This is a genomic window from Candidatus Auribacterota bacterium (assembly GCA_026392035.1).
Classification (GTDB): Bacteria; Auribacterota; Tritonobacteria; order UBA1439; family UBA1439; genus JAPLCX01.
Genome location: JAPLCX010000011.1, coordinates 1 through 15963 on the forward strand (window position 1 = coordinate 1; position 15963 = coordinate 15963).

General features: G+C 56.6%; 22 protein-coding genes. 8 read left to right on the forward strand and 14 right to left on the reverse strand.

The features are described from left to right. The first annotated feature begins 279 nt into the window (after positions 1–279). On the forward strand, positions 280–837 hold the full coding sequence (efp, locus tag NTX71_00655) for an elongation factor P (GenBank protein MCX6338415.1): 558 nt from the start codon (positions 280–282) through the stop codon (positions 835–837). A 126-nt stretch (positions 838–963) separates the two neighbouring features. Here the strand turns inward: efp and NTX71_00660 are convergent, their stop codons facing one another. Together NTX71_00660 and NTX71_00665 are read right to left on the reverse strand one after the other, a co-directional pair. Beyond that, positions 964–1188, reverse strand: a complete 225-nt coding sequence (locus NTX71_00660; GenBank protein ID MCX6338416.1) for a dodecin family protein — start codon at positions 1186–1188, stop codon at positions 964–966. A gap of 217 nt (positions 1189–1405) precedes the next feature. Continuing rightward, entirely contained in the window at positions 1406–2185 is a 780-nt protein-coding gene (locus NTX71_00665; GenBank protein ID MCX6338417.1) for a sugar phosphate isomerase/epimerase, read from the reverse strand. 140 nt (positions 2186–2325) lie between these two features. On the opposite strand from NTX71_00665, the gene nfi reads away from it, so the two are divergent. The 7 genes from nfi to NTX71_00700 all read left to right on the forward strand — a co-directional run bounded on the left by nfi (position 2326) and on the right by NTX71_00700 (position 7754). Further along, the gene (gene nfi / locus NTX71_00670) at positions 2326–3018 is read left to right on the forward strand and encodes a deoxyribonuclease V (protein ID MCX6338418.1); all 693 of its coding nucleotides are present in this window, start codon (positions 2326–2328) and stop codon (positions 3016–3018) included. Between the two features lie 4 nt (positions 3019–3022). After that, positions 3023–3877 carry a radical SAM protein gene (locus tag NTX71_00675; GenBank protein ID MCX6338419.1) on the forward strand — a complete coding sequence of 285 codons (855 nt, stop codon included), beginning with the start codon at positions 3023–3025 and terminating at the stop codon, positions 3875–3877. Between the two features lie 371 nt (positions 3878–4248). After that, positions 4249–4722, forward strand: coding sequence for a hypothetical protein (locus NTX71_00680; protein ID MCX6338420.1), 474 nt, complete (start codon positions 4249–4251; stop codon positions 4720–4722). A gap of 10 nt (positions 4723–4732) precedes the next feature. Beyond that, on the forward strand, positions 4733–5767 hold the full coding sequence (locus NTX71_00685) for an AIR synthase family protein (protein ID MCX6338421.1): 1035 nt from the start codon (positions 4733–4735) through the stop codon (positions 5765–5767). Continuing rightward, complete coding sequence (locus NTX71_00690) at positions 5764–6360, forward strand: NUDIX hydrolase (GenBank protein MCX6338422.1); 597 nt, start codon at positions 5764–5766, stop codon at positions 6358–6360. The genes NTX71_00685 and NTX71_00690 overlap by 4 nt, the downstream gene beginning before the upstream one ends. Then, on the forward strand, positions 6347–7423 hold the full coding sequence (locus NTX71_00695; protein MCX6338423.1) for a D-alanine--D-alanine ligase: 1077 nt from the start codon (positions 6347–6349) through the stop codon (positions 7421–7423). Before NTX71_00690 ends, NTX71_00695 begins: the two co-directional genes overlap by 14 nt. A gap of 142 nt (positions 7424–7565) precedes the next feature. Next, positions 7566–7754, forward strand: a complete 189-nt coding sequence (locus NTX71_00700; GenBank protein ID MCX6338424.1) for a hypothetical protein — start codon at positions 7566–7568, stop codon at positions 7752–7754. A gap of 61 nt (positions 7755–7815) precedes the next feature. On the opposite strand, the gene NTX71_00705 is transcribed toward NTX71_00700, so the two are convergent. The 12 genes from NTX71_00705 to NTX71_00760 form a co-directional block, all read right to left on the reverse strand. Then, positions 7816–8511 carry a cytochrome c biogenesis protein CcdA gene (locus tag NTX71_00705; GenBank protein ID MCX6338425.1) on the reverse strand — a complete coding sequence of 232 codons (696 nt, stop codon included), beginning with the start codon at positions 8509–8511 and terminating at the stop codon, positions 7816–7818. Between the two features lie 114 nt (positions 8512–8625). After that, complete coding sequence (locus NTX71_00710) at positions 8626–9138, reverse strand: thioredoxin family protein (protein MCX6338426.1); 513 nt, start codon at positions 9136–9138, stop codon at positions 8626–8628. A gap of 13 nt (positions 9139–9151) precedes the next feature. After that, positions 9152–9592 (reverse strand): hypothetical protein, encoded by a 441-nt coding sequence (locus tag NTX71_00715; protein MCX6338427.1) that lies wholly within the window; start codon positions 9590–9592, stop codon positions 9152–9154. A gap of 50 nt (positions 9593–9642) precedes the next feature. Beyond that, positions 9643–10290, reverse strand: coding sequence for a hypothetical protein (locus NTX71_00720; protein ID MCX6338428.1), 648 nt, complete (start codon positions 10288–10290; stop codon positions 9643–9645). A 113-nt stretch (positions 10291–10403) separates the two neighbouring features. Beyond that, entirely contained in the window at positions 10404–11432 is a 1029-nt protein-coding gene (locus tag NTX71_00725) for a hypothetical protein (GenBank protein MCX6338429.1), read from the reverse strand. After that, positions 11419–11799, reverse strand: a complete 381-nt coding sequence (locus tag NTX71_00730) for a YraN family protein (GenBank protein MCX6338430.1) — start codon at positions 11797–11799, stop codon at positions 11419–11421. Before NTX71_00730 ends, NTX71_00725 begins: the two co-directional genes overlap by 14 nt. Before the next feature lie 15 nt (positions 11800–11814). Then, entirely contained in the window at positions 11815–12132 is a 318-nt protein-coding gene (rplS, locus tag NTX71_00735; protein MCX6338431.1) for a 50S ribosomal protein L19, read from the reverse strand. A 19-nt stretch (positions 12133–12151) separates the two neighbouring features. After that, on the reverse strand, positions 12152–12892 hold the full coding sequence (gene trmD / locus NTX71_00740) for a tRNA (guanosine(37)-N1)-methyltransferase TrmD (GenBank protein MCX6338432.1): 741 nt from the start codon (positions 12890–12892) through the stop codon (positions 12152–12154). 21 nt (positions 12893–12913) lie between these two features. Beyond that, on the reverse strand, positions 12914–13144 hold the full coding sequence (locus NTX71_00745; protein ID MCX6338433.1) for a KH domain-containing protein: 231 nt from the start codon (positions 13142–13144) through the stop codon (positions 12914–12916). 115 nt (positions 13145–13259) lie between these two features. Beyond that, positions 13260–13559: a 30S ribosomal protein S16 gene (gene rpsP / locus NTX71_00750; GenBank protein MCX6338434.1), complete on the reverse strand. Its 300-nt coding sequence runs from the start codon at positions 13557–13559 to the stop codon at positions 13260–13262. Between the two features lie 153 nt (positions 13560–13712). Continuing rightward, positions 13713–14177, reverse strand: a complete 465-nt coding sequence (locus NTX71_00755; GenBank protein ID MCX6338435.1) for a universal stress protein — start codon at positions 14175–14177, stop codon at positions 13713–13715. 58 nt (positions 14178–14235) lie between these two features. Continuing rightward, positions 14236–15534: a homoserine dehydrogenase gene (locus tag NTX71_00760; GenBank protein MCX6338436.1), complete on the reverse strand. Its 1299-nt coding sequence runs from the start codon at positions 15532–15534 to the stop codon at positions 14236–14238. Positions 15535–15963 lie beyond the last annotated feature (429 nt).

Below are 15963 nucleotides of genomic sequence, written 5' to 3' on the forward strand. Positions count from 1 at the left end.
CGGATCCCGCTAAGCGGGACGGATTATGACGGATATTCACAGATGAAAAGAAAGCTTCATCTGCGGCCATCCGTGTGGTTATCCGTGAAAATCCGTGGCGAACATCATTTACCGTTACCCCTGCAAAACTGACCCATTACCGCATTCCCGTTTAACCTGTTCACCCAAATCTCGGTTGTGCTATAGTGTCCGCCGCGGCGGAGGCGACAGTGTGCATCGCCGTTCTGGGCGTGGCCGCAGGCGTGCACCGGGACCTTCACGACAAAAAGGAGTTTCATTATGGCAGACGCTGTTGACTTGAGAAAAGGGACGGCGATCCTGTACCAGGGCGCGGTTCATGTAATCACCGAGTACCAGCACGTCACGCCGGGGAACTGGCGTGCATACGTCCAGGCAACCATGCGCAATGTCAAAACGGGCAACTCGGTGCAGACGCGCTTCAGATCCACAGAGCAGGTTGATATCGTGGAGCTCGAGAACAAGAAATTGCAGTACGTCTACCGGGATTCCCAGGGTTATAACTTCATGAACCTGGAGGATTTCGGCAACATCATTCTCTCCCATGCTATCGTAGGCGATGCGGCCAGGTATCTCAAGGAGGGAGACGAGGTCGAGGCCCTCTTCCACAAAGATGAACCGATCGAACTCGATCTCCCGACCAGCGTCGTCCTCAAGGTCGTGAAGACCATTCCGGGCTTCAAGGGGGATTCAGTCACCAACCTGCAAAAACCCGCAACGCTCGAAACCGGGTATGAACTGAACGTGCCGCTCTTCATCAAGGAGGGAGACCGCCTCCGCATCGACACCCGCACGGGAGAGTACACCGGGAGAGAATAACACGTCCCCCGCGTTTGAACCGTTCGAGACGTGTGAGCAGCTCCGTTGCGGTTAACGATTCACACTATTCAAACGGCTCAAACTATCCTATAAAATTGCGAGGGGCTTGTTATCCCTCTCTCCTGACTACTTCTTCAACTCTTCCGGGTTCAGCAGCCTGAAGCCGACCTTGAGTTTCGCCTGGAACTCGGTTACCTTGTCGCCCTCGATGCGGCCGCCCATGCGATCAACCTCAAACCAGCCCATCGCCTTGATCGTTTTCCCCGCCTCCGCCACGGCGTTGCGCGTGGCCTCGGCAAAACTCTTCGGCGAGGTCCCCACGATCTCGATCACCTTGTACGTCTTCGACATGCGTCCCTCCTTTCTTGAATATATATTCACCACGGAGACACGGAGATCTTAAAACAGTAACAACAGTTTCTCGTTTCTAGTTTCTAGCGCAAGAAATAATCCGTGTTTATCTGTGTTCATCTGTGGTTAGATTTAATCTGCTAAAATCCGCGCAAATCCGCGGCTAATCATTTCAAACTTTTCCTCCGTGCGCTCCGTGCCTCCGTGGTAAAAATTATTACATAAAATAGTCCTGGTGCTGAGTGATATACTTCAGGGTTTCGACAAACGCGTCCACGTCATGCGGCTCGAAGGTAAAGACCGGCCTGATGGCGTGCTCTTTCAGCAGCCTGAAAAAAGCGGCGAAATCGATTTCCCCCATCCCCGGGGCGAGGTGGTCGTCCCACTCTCCGCGGTTGTCCGTGATGTGGACCTCTTCAATCCAGGGAGCGCAGCGCGCGATCCATTCTTCAAGGGGCGCCCTGCCGAACACGTGGTGGTGGGCAATATCAAAGCAGAGCTTCAGGTTTGCCGCGCCGACCCTTGAGAGGGCTTCAAGCAAGAGGTCAGGCGACGGCTCAAAGGTATTTTCAAGCATCAAATGCTTCTTCCTCCGCGACGCCTCACCGCTCAAAAATCGCAACGAGGACACCAGATTCTCCGTATAGCGAACCTCGCAATTGCGCTTATTGAGCGTATCAAAGCCGGAATGGAGCGTCACTGATTCGGCGCCGATCGCATCGGCGAATTCGATCGCCTGCAAAAAACGGCTTCGGCTGACATCTTGTATTCTTGGATCGAATGCGCCGAGCACCATTTCCGAAATGGGGCCATGGACACGTCGCCTGAGATGTTTCTCCTGAAAGAGCCGCCTGGCCCGCTCGATCTGTTTCGCGTCAACTCTCTCCAGGTCTTCCCCGTCCACGAAGACCTCAGCGTTCACCGGATATTGATCCATGAGATCCTCGTGCGTCAGCAAAAATTCCAGCGGCACATTGAAGAAGAGATTGGTGTTCACAAAACCGTCCCTCGCTTCCAGATGGTCATGCTGATATAATCACACTGTGCTTCCCGCACGCCGAACTCAAAATGCACCCGTATCACCCGGCGGGCGGCCAGCGACGAATAGTATAGCGCAGGGGACGCACATTGACAAACATGAATTACCTGAAACTCCATTCCTGGAAGATAGGGTACTCGCAAGCGGCATCGATCCAGCAGGCCCTGAGGAAGCGCCTGCTGCTCGCGCCTCCCGCGAGGGCCCCACGGCTGATTGCCGGCGCGGACGCCTCGTACGGGAAGCACAGCGATCTCTTCTATGGCGCGGTGGTCGTGTTCTCACTTGAGCCGTGGCGGCTCGTCGAACGGGCGTTCGCGCGGGGGCGCGTCTCATTCCCCTACATCCCCGGCCTGCTCAGCTTCAGAGAGGCGCCGATCCTCCTCAGGGCGTTCAAAAAACTCAAGGCCGTGCCCGACCTGATCATCTTCGATAGCCAGGGGATCGCCCACCCGCGCGGTCTCGGCCTCGCCGCCCATATGGGACTCTTCCTCAACACATCCACGATCGGCTGCGCCAAAAGCCGCCTCGTCGGCGCGTACCGGGAGCCCGGCAGGCGCACCGGCTGCCGCACGGCGCTCACGCACGACGGGAAGCGGATCGGAACCGTGGTGCGCACCCGCGATGGGGTTAAACCGGTTTTTGTATCGCCCGGGCACCTGATGGACCACCGAGGGGCAGTGCGCTGGGTACTCAGGTGCTGTCGAGGCTATCGCCTCCCCGAGCCCACCAGGCACGCCCACATCCTGGCAAACCAAATACGGCGGGGGGGAACGGCGCGCATGACGGGGTAATGACATGCCTCCTGCCCTACGAAGGATAGTGCATACGATACACGATGACGCTTTGAGCGGCATCCGGCAGCGCGAAATCACGTGCCGGACAATACTCAGCCCCTCGGGCATCCCTGGAGCTGATTACTCAATCAATCCCTATATCGGCTGCGTGCACGCGTGCGCCTACTGCTACGCCCACTACATGCAGCGATACTCGGGACACGATGAGCCGTGGGGAAGCTTTGTCGACCTCAAGGTAAACGCTCCCCAGGCGCTCATACGCCAGCTCCGCCGCATGCCGCGCGCCTCCATCTTCATGAGTTCCGTGACCGATCCGTACCAGCCCCCGGAGCAACACTCCCGGATCACCCGGCGCATTCTGGAAATTCTGGCCCCCCTCGCTCACTCGCTCAGCATCCACACAAAATCGTCGCTCGTGGAAAGGGATATCTGCATCCTGCGCGACTTCAAAGACGTCTCGGTCACCTTCACCATCGTCACCGGGGACGAGGACGCGGCCAGATGCATCGAGCCCCGCGCCTCGTCAGTCGCCGAGCGCCTCAGGGCGCTTGAACAACTCTCTCGCGCGGGGATAGCGACATCCGTGTTCATCGGCCCGATCATCCCGCTCGTCACGGAGAGGAATATCGAGCGGCTCCTCGTTCGGCTCTCCGGCGCCGGCGTCAGAAGGCTCATGCTGGACGACCTGCACTACTTCTCGCGTATCAAGGGACGCCTCCTCCCCGCGCTGTATGCGTACGACAGGGATGCCGCGCGGAGTTGCACGCGCATCCCTGAAAATTACTATCAACACGTGGCGCACATTATTCTAAAATTCTGCCGCACGCATGACATGCAATGCGTGACATTGTTCTGACATCGTATTTTTCACCACGGACCTGCCGGCGGGCAGGGGCGCGGAGAGCACGGAGTAAAAATGGCTTTCCCTGCAAAGGGTAAAAAGAACAATAATCTTTGTCTTCCCTCTTTGTTAAACTACTATTTTCTTTTCTCCGCGTCCTCTGTATTACAAGTGCGCAAAACTTTTTAATTTGAGAAAGTTTTTCGCTTGGTATTCGTAACTTTCTTTACCGTAGAATGTTGTGTTCAGTGAATTCAGTGTCCCTGCCCGCCGGCAGGCAGGTTCAGTGGTAAAAATTGGTTGCGGCCAACGGCCGCGCTGTGTCCCTGCCCGCCGGCAGGCAGGTCCGTGGTTAAACATAATCTATTTTACTAAGGAGGTATCTCATGCGGATAGTGCAGCGGTACGTTGCGATAGGGGTTTCGGCGCTCCTACTCTCGGGCTGCGGCTGGAAGATGGCCCAGACCCCCCTGAGACTCCAGGGACAGGTCCTCGAGTCCGGAACGAATGAGCCCGTTGAGGGGGCCTACATCGACATCGCCGACGAGAAGGATAAACTCGATTTTGCAATCAAGACCGATATCACGACCGATAAGAACGGGATGTTTGACGGTACCTACAACTACACCTACGAGAAGTGGATGTGGCTGGGGGTCCCCGTGTTCTGGCTGCGGAACACACCGGAGAGGCTTTACATCGAGGCGTTCAGGAACGGCTATAGGAGGCGTATCATCGAAACCGAATACCAGGCCGATCAGACCGGCAAAAATAAAATACCCCCCGCGCTCCAGCTTGATCCGATCCGTATTCAGAAGGTCACGCCGGCGAAGAAATCACCGGGGCGTGCGGTGGGAACGTGATGGGAATGCCATGAGTCCTTGCCGATCCTCTGATAAACACCGCCGGGTGCTTCCGACCGGGAAGCTTCCGCCGCGGCTCCTGAAGCCGCAGCTCGACCGCGTGCCATCGGGGAAGGGGCGGGTGCTCGTCGGTCCCCGCTACGGCGATGATGCCACGGTGATCGACTTCGGCGACCGCCTCCTCGTCTGCACCTGCGATCCGATCACCCTCGCGTCAAGGCAGATCGGCCGATACGCCGTCCACATCAACGCCAACGATGTCGCGGTCATGGGCGCCAGGCCCCTCTGGTTCTGGGTCACGATCCTGCTGCCGGAGGGGAGAAGCGACGAGGGTCTCGTGGAGGATATCTTCTCCGACACACGCGCAGCGTGCGCCGAGCTCGGCATCGAGCTCTGCGGCGGGCACACCGAAATCACCGCCGGGCTCGCGCGCCCGATCCTCAGCGGGTTCATGGCAGGCGAGGCGGAGCGCGCGCGGTTGGCAGACAAGAAGACCATCAGGCCGGGAGATGATATCATTCTGAGCCGTGGCATCGCCATAGAGGGCACCGCCACCATCGCCTCCGAGCAGTCCCGGAGACTCGCCTCTCTGGACCCCGCTCTCGTTCGCCGCGCGCGTCGTTTGCTTTCCGATCCGGGAATCAGCGTGGTCAGGGAAGCGCTGCTCGCTGTCGAGACGGCCGGGGTGCACGGCATGCACGACCCCACCGAGGGGGGGCTCTTTACAGGCGTGCGGGAGATCGTCGAGGCGGCCGGCGTCGGCGTGGAAATCGCCGAGGATCAGATTCAGGTGCTCCCCGAGACCACCGCGATATGCGCCCTCCTTGGCCTCGATCCGATGGGTCTCCTGGCCTCGGGTTCGCTCCTCGTCGTCTGCGATCAGGGCAGCGCGAAAAATATTCTCCGCGCGTACCATGAAAAGGAGATCCCCGCGCGGATCATCGGCCGGGTAAAAGAGCGGCAGTGTGGAATAATGCTGAGGGGTACGCGCGGCCTCATCCCGCTGCCCGAATACGAACGGGACGAGATCACAAAACTCATATGACCAGACCACGCTCGATCAAAGGCGCATCCGCGGAGAACTTCTGCATGCGGTGCGGGGCTCGCCTCGTCCGCGCGAGGAGGGAGGGCAGGGTCCGCCATGCCTGCCGGCGCTGCGGCTGGATATATTTCAAGAATCCGTCATCGGCGTCAGCGGTCGCCATCGTCTCGGACGGCAGGGTCGTCCTCGTCAAACGCAGGGTCCCGCCGCACGCGGGAAGCTGGTGTCTGCCCGCGGGGTTCCAGGAATACGACGAGGGACCGGAGGAGGCTGCCGTGCGCGAGGTGAAGGAGGAGACGAATCTGGACATCCGCATCCGGAAGCTCCACACGGTCTTCTTCAGCACCGCGCACCCCGGCAAAAACACCGTCGTCCACGTCTATCTTGGAGAGAAGGTGGGCGGCGCACTGCGGCCCGGGGGCGATGTTTCAGATGTCAGGGTGTTTCCGCTCGACAAACTTCCCTCACGCATCGCCTTCACATCGCATCTTAAGGTCATCACGCATATCGCAAAGAGGGGGCATCGACGCACGACGCCACGAAAGAGCGCGCGACGGGGAATCCCCGCGCGCCGTTGCCATAATGAAAAAAATTAACATCGCCGTGCTCATGGGTGGGCGCACCGCCGAGCATGATATTTCGCTCAAGTCGGGGACAATGGTGGTCAATCACCTGGACCGCAGAAGGTACAATGTCACGCCCGTGGTGATCAGCCGCGGTGGCCTCTGGTATGTCCCCCGGCGCTCTCTCGGGCCGAGGGGATGGTCTCCGGTCCGTGGCCGGAGAGAAAGACAGCGCTTCCTCCCCGTGGGCGAAGCGCTCAGCCGGCTTCTGAGAACCCGGGTTGACTGCGTTTTCATCGCCATGCACGGCCCCTATGGAGAGGATGGGACCGTCCAGGGGATGATGGAGATGCTGGATCTTCCCTACACCGGCTCCGACGTCTGCGCGAGCGCACTCGCCATGGACAAGGTCAAGGCGAAGGAGGTTTATCGTTGCAACCGCATCCCGACGCCGCCCTCACTCGTCCTGGATGCGACCGCTTGGGGAAAGGAAAGGACGCCGCACCTCACCCGCATCAAGCGCGCCATCGGGTACCCCTGTTTCCTCAAGCCGGTCAGACTCGGATCGAGCGTGGGTTTGACGATTTGCAGGAATCAGACTGAACTATTGCGGAGAATGCCGTCCTCGCTCAGATACGGCGGCCGGATACTCGTGGAAGCCTACGTGGAGGGGCGCGAGCTCACCTGTGCCGTCCTCGACACCCCCGGGGGGAAGCCCGCGATTGCCCTCCCCCCCACGGAAATCATCCCGCAGACAAGGGCGTGGTTCGACTACCACGCGAAGTACACGCCGGGGGCTTCACTGGAGATCACCCCCGCCCCCGTCCGGAAGGCGCTCGCCGCTCGGGTGCAGGATATCGCGCTGCGCGCGCACCACGCGCTCGGCTGCTCGGGGATGTCGCGCACCGACATGATCGTGAGGCGGGGGAGGCTCCATGTCCTGGAGACCAATACCATTCCGGGAATGACACAGGTATCCCTCCTCCCGCAAGCCGCACGTGCTGCCGGCTTGAGCTTCCCGAGGCTCCTTGATAGAATTATCGCCACAGCCATGGAGGCTCACCGCCGCAGACGCCGCTACAACCTGGTGAGGTAGTGGACTACAGCCTGAAACCCAAGGTGCGTAATAGGACAGTTATAGGGTGTTGCCACGGATGACCACTGATTATTACGGATCTTCACCGAATGGTATATAATATGCGGGGACGTGCGAGTCAAATATGCGATGGAGGTATCAGATGTACCGAACATTCAGCGCGCTGCTCATTGTGTTGCTGGCAATTGTGATTCCCTGTTTCGCTCAATCCACTGAGCCGGTCGGCCCGACGGGGTGGACCACGCGGAACTGGATGGGATTTTCTGTCCAGATTACCGTCTTCGTACTTGCGATCATAGCTATCTGCAAGCTCGCGAGATGGGGAGAATAACAACAGCTTAAAATGTAAGGTGTAAAGTTGATAGTATCAGCGGGCGGAGGTGCGACCACCCCTAGATTTTTCCAAGCAGATGGAGCGGGTCGGCGATCAGGAGGATTCCCATCACCACCAGGATGATACCGCACGCCACCGAAACAGGCCTGATATAGTTCCTGAGTCTGGCCATCCGGCTCAGGACCTCGTCGGCGAGAATGGCCGAGAGAAGGAAGGGAACGCCCAGGCCAAGGGAGTACGCGATCAGGAGCCAGATGCCTGCCCTCAGCGTCTCGGCGGCACTCGCGCAGACGAGAATTGAACCGAGGATGGGTCCGACGCAGGGGGTCCAGCCGGAAGCGAATGCCACACCGACGATCATCGAACCCAGATAGCCAGCCGGTCGTGAGCGCAGATGGACCCTCCTCTCCTTCTCAATGAAACTCATCTTCATACCGAAAAGGATGTAGAGCCCGAACGCAATGATGACGATCCCTCCCCCTGCCCTCACCCATTCCTGATAGTCATGGAGACGCCTGCCGAGGTAGGTAATAGACGCCCCCAGGAGCACAAAGACGATTGAAAAACCTAGGATAAAAAAGATGCTGTTCAGCACTACCTCCCTTTTCGGCCTTCCTGACCTCGTGAGTTCGCTGAAGGAGACGCCGCTTATAAACGATAGATAGGCCGGGAGCAGCGGGAGGAAGCACGGGGTGAAGAAGGTCGCCACGCCCGCGCAAAAAGCCAACGGGACATTTACATGGGAGTAATCCATTTGCAGGACCCCACTCCATCAGAAACGTCTATCAAAAACCGCCGGCGGCGCCGAACGCATCGGGCGCTTTGCAATAATAATTGAACGTCATGCCGTGGGCAACTCAGGTGTTATTCATCGTGCTGATGCTGCTTTCTCGAGGGCCTTCTGCATCTCCACAAGGAACGGCGCGGGGGGCCGAAAACCGATGACGCTATGGATCACTTCACCCTTGCAGTTCATGAAGAGGACCGTCGGCAATCCCATGATCCGGTACTGAGACGCCGGGCCGGGATCCTTTCCCAGATCTATTTTGACTGACACAAACTGCTCCGCACGACTCCGCACCGCCGGGTCGGTGTAGGTCTTCTGGTCCAGCACTTTGCACCAGCTGCAGCGGTCGGAGAAAAAATCCACCATGAGGGGTTTTTTCACCTCCCTCGCCACCTGCAGCGCGTCGGGGAGCGAAGAGTGCCATCGCACCTCTCTCCCGCGGGGCGCGCGGGAGTCACCGCTCGTATCCCCTCGTTCTCCAGACGCCTCCCTGTCCCCCCGATCTCCGCAGCAGGGGAGCGAGAGGAGCGTGACGAGCACCACCATCCTCAGAATCGCCACTTGTCTGATTCCGCGTGCCGGCGATAGTGCCATTCCTGCTCCCCCTTCACCACGGCTCTTCACCCTCTCTTGTGCCGTCTGGAACAGCCGGCCCTTTTTCCTGCGCCCTGATCAGGTTCAGGAGCCGGTCCGTACTCAGAGAGACGCGTTCGATCCCTTGCTCAAGCGAAAGCCCCAGACGCACGAGCTCACTCAGAATGAGACAGGCGAGAAAAATAAGAATGCCGCAGATTGCCGCGCCGGCCGATATAAGTCCATTGTATCCGTAGCTGGAGTGGGCGAGCACCGCGCCGCCAGCGAGGCCGACAAAGCCCATGATCTTGAGCATCTGCACCAGGACTCTCAAGAAACCGAACTTCGCCCCATGCGGCTCGGGGGTCGCCTCTTCGCCGTGGAAGCACTCCTCACACAGGATACGGCCGTCGTCCGCTTCGTACCTGAATGACTCAGACGAAATGTCGCGGTTGCACTGCGCACAGTTGATCATGGTCACCCGCCACGCTCCCCTCTGCCATGATTTATGCCGCCACACCGGTTCTATCTGTTCAGGATCGGCAGAGCTTTCCTCTTCTGCGTCTTCTCCGCTTCCTTCCTGCTCATTAATTGATCGATGAAAAGCCTTGCCCCTCTCGCGGCAACCTCGTGGGGCATCCCCTCCTGGTCGAGCTTGATGTCCCCTCTCCAGATCGGCTCCGCGGTGGCGCTGTCAGTCATGCGGATCTGGGCAATCACTCGTGAGTTGCCGTGCATCCTGTACCGATACGTCGAAAAATCCTGTACCTGCCCCATGATGAGCGCGTCGGCCTTCAGGAGGGCCCCCACGCGTTGCACCTCTTTCGGGAGCAGCATGCCCCACACCTTTTCTTCTCTCCTCCTGAAGAATTGCGCGACCTTGTCAGGAGGGATTACCTGATAGGTGACCTTCGGTTTCAGCTCCTCCGTGAAGATATCGCACATGACCTTGCCGTTGTCCTCCGTCACCCGGTGCGGCACCCCCATCACCACCTTTTCGCCCCCCGTCACCACGTACTCGCCGAACGGGATGATCGCCACCTTTCGAATCTCGCCGTATTTTTCGAAGGGGGCGAGCGTCTGGAGCCTCACCATGTCCTCATTGATCCCCGTGACGCAGCCGGTAATCCATATGAGCCCAACCACCACGAGCACTCCCATACGTGTATGCATTGTGATCCTCCTTATGCCTCGAATGTTGTTCACCACACATTGCCGGCGCGGCCATAGAATATGGCTCGCGCGAACAGCTTGCCTGACGTGCGCGGAGCGGATCAACGCAGTCGTCACTCCACGCGAGGCGTGGGGGTCGCTCCCGCTGACGCTTCCATTTCTGCACGCTCCTGCTCGCTGATCTTCAACAGGCCGTAGAGCGTGGCATCGTGGATACGGCCCGCCTCATCCCAGTTCAGCCGCGCTGCGTCTGCCGCGTCCATCGAATACGTTCTGGAATGTTCCCTCTCCCAATAGGGCCCCACCGCTTCGAGTGACTCAAAACCACGACGGCCATATCTTTTCTCCGTCCCCTGGCGGTAGTGCCCTCGGTACGCGCTGATTGAAAGATTCGCGACCTTTTTCTTCAGGCCGATGAAATGGTTCACGGCATCGGGCTTGTCAGAAATACCCCAGCCTCCTTCTCCCCCCATCCAGGGGCGCTTCTGGAATGGGTGATCGATGTGGTACGAGAACCCATGGCCATAGCCGCCCTCCAGCAGGAACCTGACCACTGCCCACGCATCCTGTGAAAAATCCCGTTCCTCTCCTGTATCCTTCAGCACAATGGACAGCGCGATATCCCGCGTGTCATCCGGATTCCTCCGGGCGGTAGCCTGGATGTCGTCGGCAACCACCCGTTCGGCTGCAGTGAATCGAAGCTGATTGCTCCGGAAGAGAGCTCCGAGCGCCTTCCCCAGCGCCTCCCCCAGTTCCCCTTCTCCACAGTAGCGGTTATCGACACGCACGAATCCCTCAGCCTCTGCCTCCTCCCGCAGCGCGTCTATCGTCTTCGCAAGAGATTCCATCCTATGATCATCAGCAAATGCCCGGAGCCCCGCATCCCGCGCTGCCTGCAAGAGACGCTCTGCCCTGAGATAGGATTTCAAACCCATATCATAATCGCCAACGGCAACCGCTTCCTCGCCCTTCGCAATTTCCCGCTTCGCATCCCTGATCTGGTTGACGGATTGCACCACCGAGCAGCCGGCGCACGCGCATACCAGCACTACCGGAGCATACCGTGTCACCATCTTAAGCGCAGGCCACATCGTTAACACGCTCCCCCCGGCAGGCATCGCCACGCGATCAACCGGATACACGGAAGGCATCCTTGACGAGCATGACGCTCGGCGCCGCCCCCGTTGTCCAGCAGACACCGACCACGTCAAATCGGGTGTGCATATGGTGCAATGCGCATGCGGTGAGATAGTGGTTCGCAACAAGAACCAGCCGCTGCCGCTTGCGCGCGGTCACTGCTTCGAGGGGCGAACCAAACCTCCCCGTGCTCTTCCCCTTGACCTCAATGAACGCGACGGTCTCACCATCCCGCGCGATGAGGTCTATCTCTCCGCACGAGCAGCGATAGTTTCTCGCGAGTATCCGGTAGCCCTGCCCGCGGAGAAACCGCTCAGCCAGTTTCTCGCCCTGTCTACCAAGCTGCCCGCGGTGCGCCGATAGATCACGCAATCGATGCCGGTCCCCCTACTTTCCGCCTTCCTGTTTCCGCAAATAGTACAGTTTGGCCCTGCGGACTGCCTCTCGCTTGATCACCTCAATTTTGTCCACGCGCGGCGAATTGAGGAGAAACATGCGCTCCACGCCCTCGCCGTAGGAGACCTTCCTCAAGGTCATCGAGGCGTTCGTCCCTCGGCCCTTGAGGGCGATCACGCGGCCAGAAAACAACTGGACCCTCTCCTTGTCGCCCTCGGTGATTTTCAGGTAAACCTTCACGGTGTCACCCACTCTCACCTGGGGCAGCTTTTTGAGATATTCCTTTTCAAGCTCTTCGATAATATTCATACAGCGGACTCCTTGTCGTTCAATGTGTCTCCGATAGCTCCCGCATCAATTCCCTGTCTTCCCGGCTCAGCTCCGCCCGCGCGATGAGGTCCGGCCTCCGGGCGAGCGTCCTGCGCAATGCCTCCCGCCTGCGCCACCTCCTGACCTTCTCGTGGTCGCCGGAGATCAGCACCTCGGGCACCTCGCGGCCACGAAAGACCCGGGGCTTTGTATACTGGGGGTAATCGAGAAGCCCCTCGTAGAAGGAGTCTTCCCGGATCGAGCGTTCGTCTCCGACCACCCCCGGCAGCAAGCGTACCACCGCGTCAATGAGCAGCATCGCCGCCAATGATCCGTTGCTGATTACAAAATCTCCTATTGAGATCTCCTCATCAACCAGGAGGTCGCGAACCCGCTCGTCAACCCCTTCGTAGTGACCGCTGATGAGGACCAGGTGCGTCATGCGCGACAACCGCTTCGCCAGTCCCTGGTCGAGCACCCTCCCCTGGGGAGAGAGGAGGACCACGTGGCTTTCCTTCCGGCGCAGGCGCTCCATCGCGGCGTCAATGACGCTCACCATCATCACCATGCCCGCCCCGCCGCCGTACGGCGTGTCGTCCACGGTCTTGTGCCGGTCAACAGCCCAATCACGGAGGTTGTGGATCGAGAGGTCGAGGGCGCCCTTCTCCCGCGCCCGCTTCATGATGCTCTCATCAAAGTACCCGGTGAACATCCCCGGGAAAAGGGTCAAGACGTCGATCTTCAACTGTTGCGATGCCATTTCTTCACACGCGGGGCCACGCTATTCGATAATTTCCAGCATGGCGCGAATACCGGCCTTGGCGGCCGCAGACCCAAGGAGGGTGCGGATGGCTTTGATCGTGCGTCCCTGCTTGCCGATGACCTTACCGATATCGCTCTCGTTGCACCGGAGTTCGAATATCACCGTCTTTTCGCCGTCTATCTGTGTGACGCTCACCTCTTCTGGACGATCAACCAGCGCTTTCACCACGTACTCGATAAACTCTTTCATCGCAGCCACCTCCCGATCGCCTCGCTCCGTCGTCTCACCGCGCGAACCTGCATCTCACATGTCATCCACGTGTCTTTTCGAGGGCGATTATCCCTCGCCCGTGATGTGATCAGTGTCACTTTTTCTCTGTCTTTTTTCCCCGGACCGCCTCCTTTTTCACTGTCACGCGCTCTTTTTTGATCCCCTCCTTGGCAAGAAAGGTCGCCACCGCGTCCGACACCTGCGCACCAACGCCGAGCCAGTAGAGCGCCCGCTCCCTGTTTATGCTGAAATTCTTGCCTTCCCGCAGCGGATCATAGGTCCCAAGAAGTTCAATAAAACGGCCGTCCCGCGGGCTGCGCACATCGGTGGCCACAATGCGAAAATGGGGCTGGTTCTTCCTCCCCATCCTTCTCATCCGTATTATCACCGCCATTGAGCTACCCTCCTTTGGGTTACAATTCAATGTTATTGAGTCACGTATTCAACCGCGCTCGGAAACCGATATTGTACCAAAGACTGCCCCCGATCACAGTATTTTCCATCTTTCTTCCCCTTATCCCTAAGCTCTCATCCCTTATCCCTGCGGTTATGGCATGACAAATTCATGCTCGGGGTGCTTGATGCTCAACACAGGGCAGGGAGCTTTCCGAACCACCTTTTCCGCCGTGGAGCCAAACATGGCGTGGCTGATGCCTGTCCGGCCGTGCGTGGCGATCACGATCATATCGGCCTCTTTTCCCTTCGCCGCCCTGACAATCTCAACGAATGCGCGCCCCGTCCCGACAATCAGCTCGGCCTCTATCCCCGCGGGGATGTTCTTCCTCCGCACCTCTTCGAGCCGCGCCCCCGCCTTCTTCTCGAAATCGTCGAACATGGATCTGTCGGGCGCGTACGGCGCAAAGTAGGCGGGGTCGTGGAGAAAGACGTCCACCACGTGCAGCAGGAGCAGCTTTGCCTTGTACTGCTGGGCAAAGCTCACCGCATAGGTGAGCGCGTAGAGGGAAAAATCTGAAAAATCAATCGGGCATAAGATCTTTTTTATGCTGATCATGGTCAACTCCTTGTTTCACCGTCCGGCATTGACTCCCGGCCACGAGAACAGTAAAGTTTTAAGATTTCCGAACTTCATCATAAACCCTGATAAGTTTTACTGCCTTATGTAAAACATCAAGCTTATTTAATTCCTTGATTGCACTTTGCATATTTTTCTCTAGTGCCTTATCAGTAAGGACAATTACTGGAACAGCGCCCTTTTCTTCCCTTGGCTTCTGCAATACAGAAACGATATTTATCTTCCTCCTGGCGAGAATAGAAGAAATTTTCGCTAAAACACCCGGTTTGTTCACTGCGGCAAATCTCATGTAATATTTATATTCGCTGGAGCGAAAATTTACTAGCTTAACTGGAACAGTCTGTACAGGCCAGGCAATTATCCTCTCATTGGCGACACTAATTAGATCTGCAACAATTGCTGATGCAGTTGGTCCTGCTCCAGCCCCAGGAGCGTTAATTCCGCTTAATCCCCTGATTTCATCATTGATATAGAGATAATTATTAACTCCATCAGCCCTGGCTAAATCGTAACTTTTCGGAACCAGGCATGGATGAACTCTAATATTGCACTGATTGCCTTTTTTCTCAGCGATGCCAAGCAATTTGATTGTATAACTCGGCTCCAGCTCATTGGCATAGATTATATCATCCAGATCTATATTTCTAATGCCCTCACACTCAATATCGCGAATTTGATTGGAATTTAACTTAATATTGAATGCAAGTTGACTGAGAAGGATCAGTTTATTCTTAGAATCATATCCATCAATATCATCAGATGGATCTACCTCGGCATAGCCAAGCTTTTGAGCTAGAGATAAACCAGCTGCAAAAGAAAGATCACTTTCTCCCATTTTGCTTAATATGAAATTAGAAGTAGAATTTAATATGCCAACGATACTATTGCATGTAACAGTATTGGCTAACTGATCCAGCAATAAATGACAGCCTGTCAAAGTAGCTCTAAATCCAAAAAACTTGCTATTTCTTCGAGCTTCTTTGAATATTCTATCAGCATATTTGCTAACGGCGCTCTTATTGGCAGATATGACATGTTTCTTATTCTTCAACGCCGGCAGAATAACAGAATGATATGCGTGCTCCCCTCCCATGGCTTCTATAACTATATCAATGGAAGGATCATTTAATATTGATTTGTAATCAGAACTAAGAATCCCTTTGGGCAGAGAAATAGAGCGATTCTTGCGAAGATTTTTTACTACAATTTTCTTGATTATCGGGATAATTCCGTGATTCTCGCGAAGGGATTTTTCTTCCTTTTTGAGATATTTATACACACCACTCCCCACAGTACCAAGGCCGAACATTCCGATATTCAACTTTTGCTCTATCATGACTTTTCTCCTATATGCCATATCATATTGAACAATAACAAGATAGCAACATACTTATGGTTATCATGTCACTCATGTGTGCTAAATATCTGGATATATTCAGTCATTGTTTATACAATATATTTAGCATTATTAGAAGAAATAGTCAAGATTTAACCCTTTTATTATCCTGCAAAATATTGTAAAACAACCACTTTTTCTGTAGGAAGATATTGGAAAAATAACGATTATTAACCTATGCCGAAGTCTAAAGACTTGTTGGATTTGTGTCAATAAGAATTTTAATCAAATTGTAATGGGTCACCCATCAAAGGCGCGGAGTCAATAGACATGATCTGGTCCCTCCCTCGCGCATGCGCGGGTTCAACTGCTTGCTCCGTTCACGCCAGCACTCGTGACTTGCCTGCTGCTCCATCCCGAGCCCGTTTC

Coding starts and splice junctions, on each gene's coding strand:
- NTX71_00660 (MCX6338416.1), bottom strand. CDS start 1,188: ATGTCGAAGACGTACAAGGTGATCGAGATCGTGGGGACCTCGCCGAAG.
- rplS (MCX6338431.1), bottom strand. CDS start 12,132: ATGAATATTATCGAAGAGCTTGAAAAGGAATATCTCAAAAAGCTGCCC.
- NTX71_00760 (MCX6338436.1), bottom strand. CDS start 15,534: ATGATAGAGCAAAAGTTGAATATCGGAATGTTCGGCCTTGGTACTGTG.
- NTX71_00705 (MCX6338425.1), bottom strand. CDS start 8,511: ATGGATTACTCCCATGTAAATGTCCCGTTGGCTTTTTGCGCGGGCGTG.
- NTX71_00695 (MCX6338423.1), top strand. CDS start 6,347: ATGAAAAAAATTAACATCGCCGTGCTCATGGGTGGGCGCACCGCCGAG.
- efp (MCX6338415.1), top strand. CDS start 280: ATGGCAGACGCTGTTGACTTGAGAAAAGGGACGGCGATCCTGTACCAG.
- NTX71_00700 (MCX6338424.1), top strand. CDS start 7,566: ATGTACCGAACATTCAGCGCGCTGCTCATTGTGTTGCTGGCAATTGTG.
- NTX71_00675 (MCX6338419.1), top strand. CDS start 3,023: ATGCCTCCTGCCCTACGAAGGATAGTGCATACGATACACGATGACGCT.
- NTX71_00755 (MCX6338435.1), bottom strand. CDS start 14,177: ATGATCAGCATAAAAAAGATCTTATGCCCGATTGATTTTTCAGATTTT.
- NTX71_00720 (MCX6338428.1), bottom strand. CDS start 10,290: ATGCATACACGTATGGGAGTGCTCGTGGTGGTTGGGCTCATATGGATT.
- NTX71_00680 (MCX6338420.1), top strand. CDS start 4,249: ATGCGGATAGTGCAGCGGTACGTTGCGATAGGGGTTTCGGCGCTCCTA.
- rpsP (MCX6338434.1), bottom strand. CDS start 13,559: ATGGCGGTGATAATACGGATGAGAAGGATGGGGAGGAAGAACCAGCCC.
- NTX71_00715 (MCX6338427.1), bottom strand. CDS start 9,592: ATGATCAACTGTGCGCAGTGCAACCGCGACATTTCGTCTGAGTCATTC.
- NTX71_00710 (MCX6338426.1), bottom strand. CDS start 9,138: ATGGCACTATCGCCGGCACGCGGAATCAGACAAGTGGCGATTCTGAGG.
- NTX71_00690 (MCX6338422.1), top strand. CDS start 5,764: ATGACCAGACCACGCTCGATCAAAGGCGCATCCGCGGAGAACTTCTGC.
- nfi (MCX6338418.1), top strand. CDS start 2,326: ATGAATTACCTGAAACTCCATTCCTGGAAGATAGGGTACTCGCAAGCG.
- NTX71_00745 (MCX6338433.1), bottom strand. CDS start 13,144: ATGAAAGAGTTTATCGAGTACGTGGTGAAAGCGCTGGTTGATCGTCCA.
- trmD (MCX6338432.1), bottom strand. CDS start 12,892: ATGGCATCGCAACAGTTGAAGATCGACGTCTTGACCCTTTTCCCGGGG.
- NTX71_00685 (MCX6338421.1), top strand. CDS start 4,733: ATGAGTCCTTGCCGATCCTCTGATAAACACCGCCGGGTGCTTCCGACC.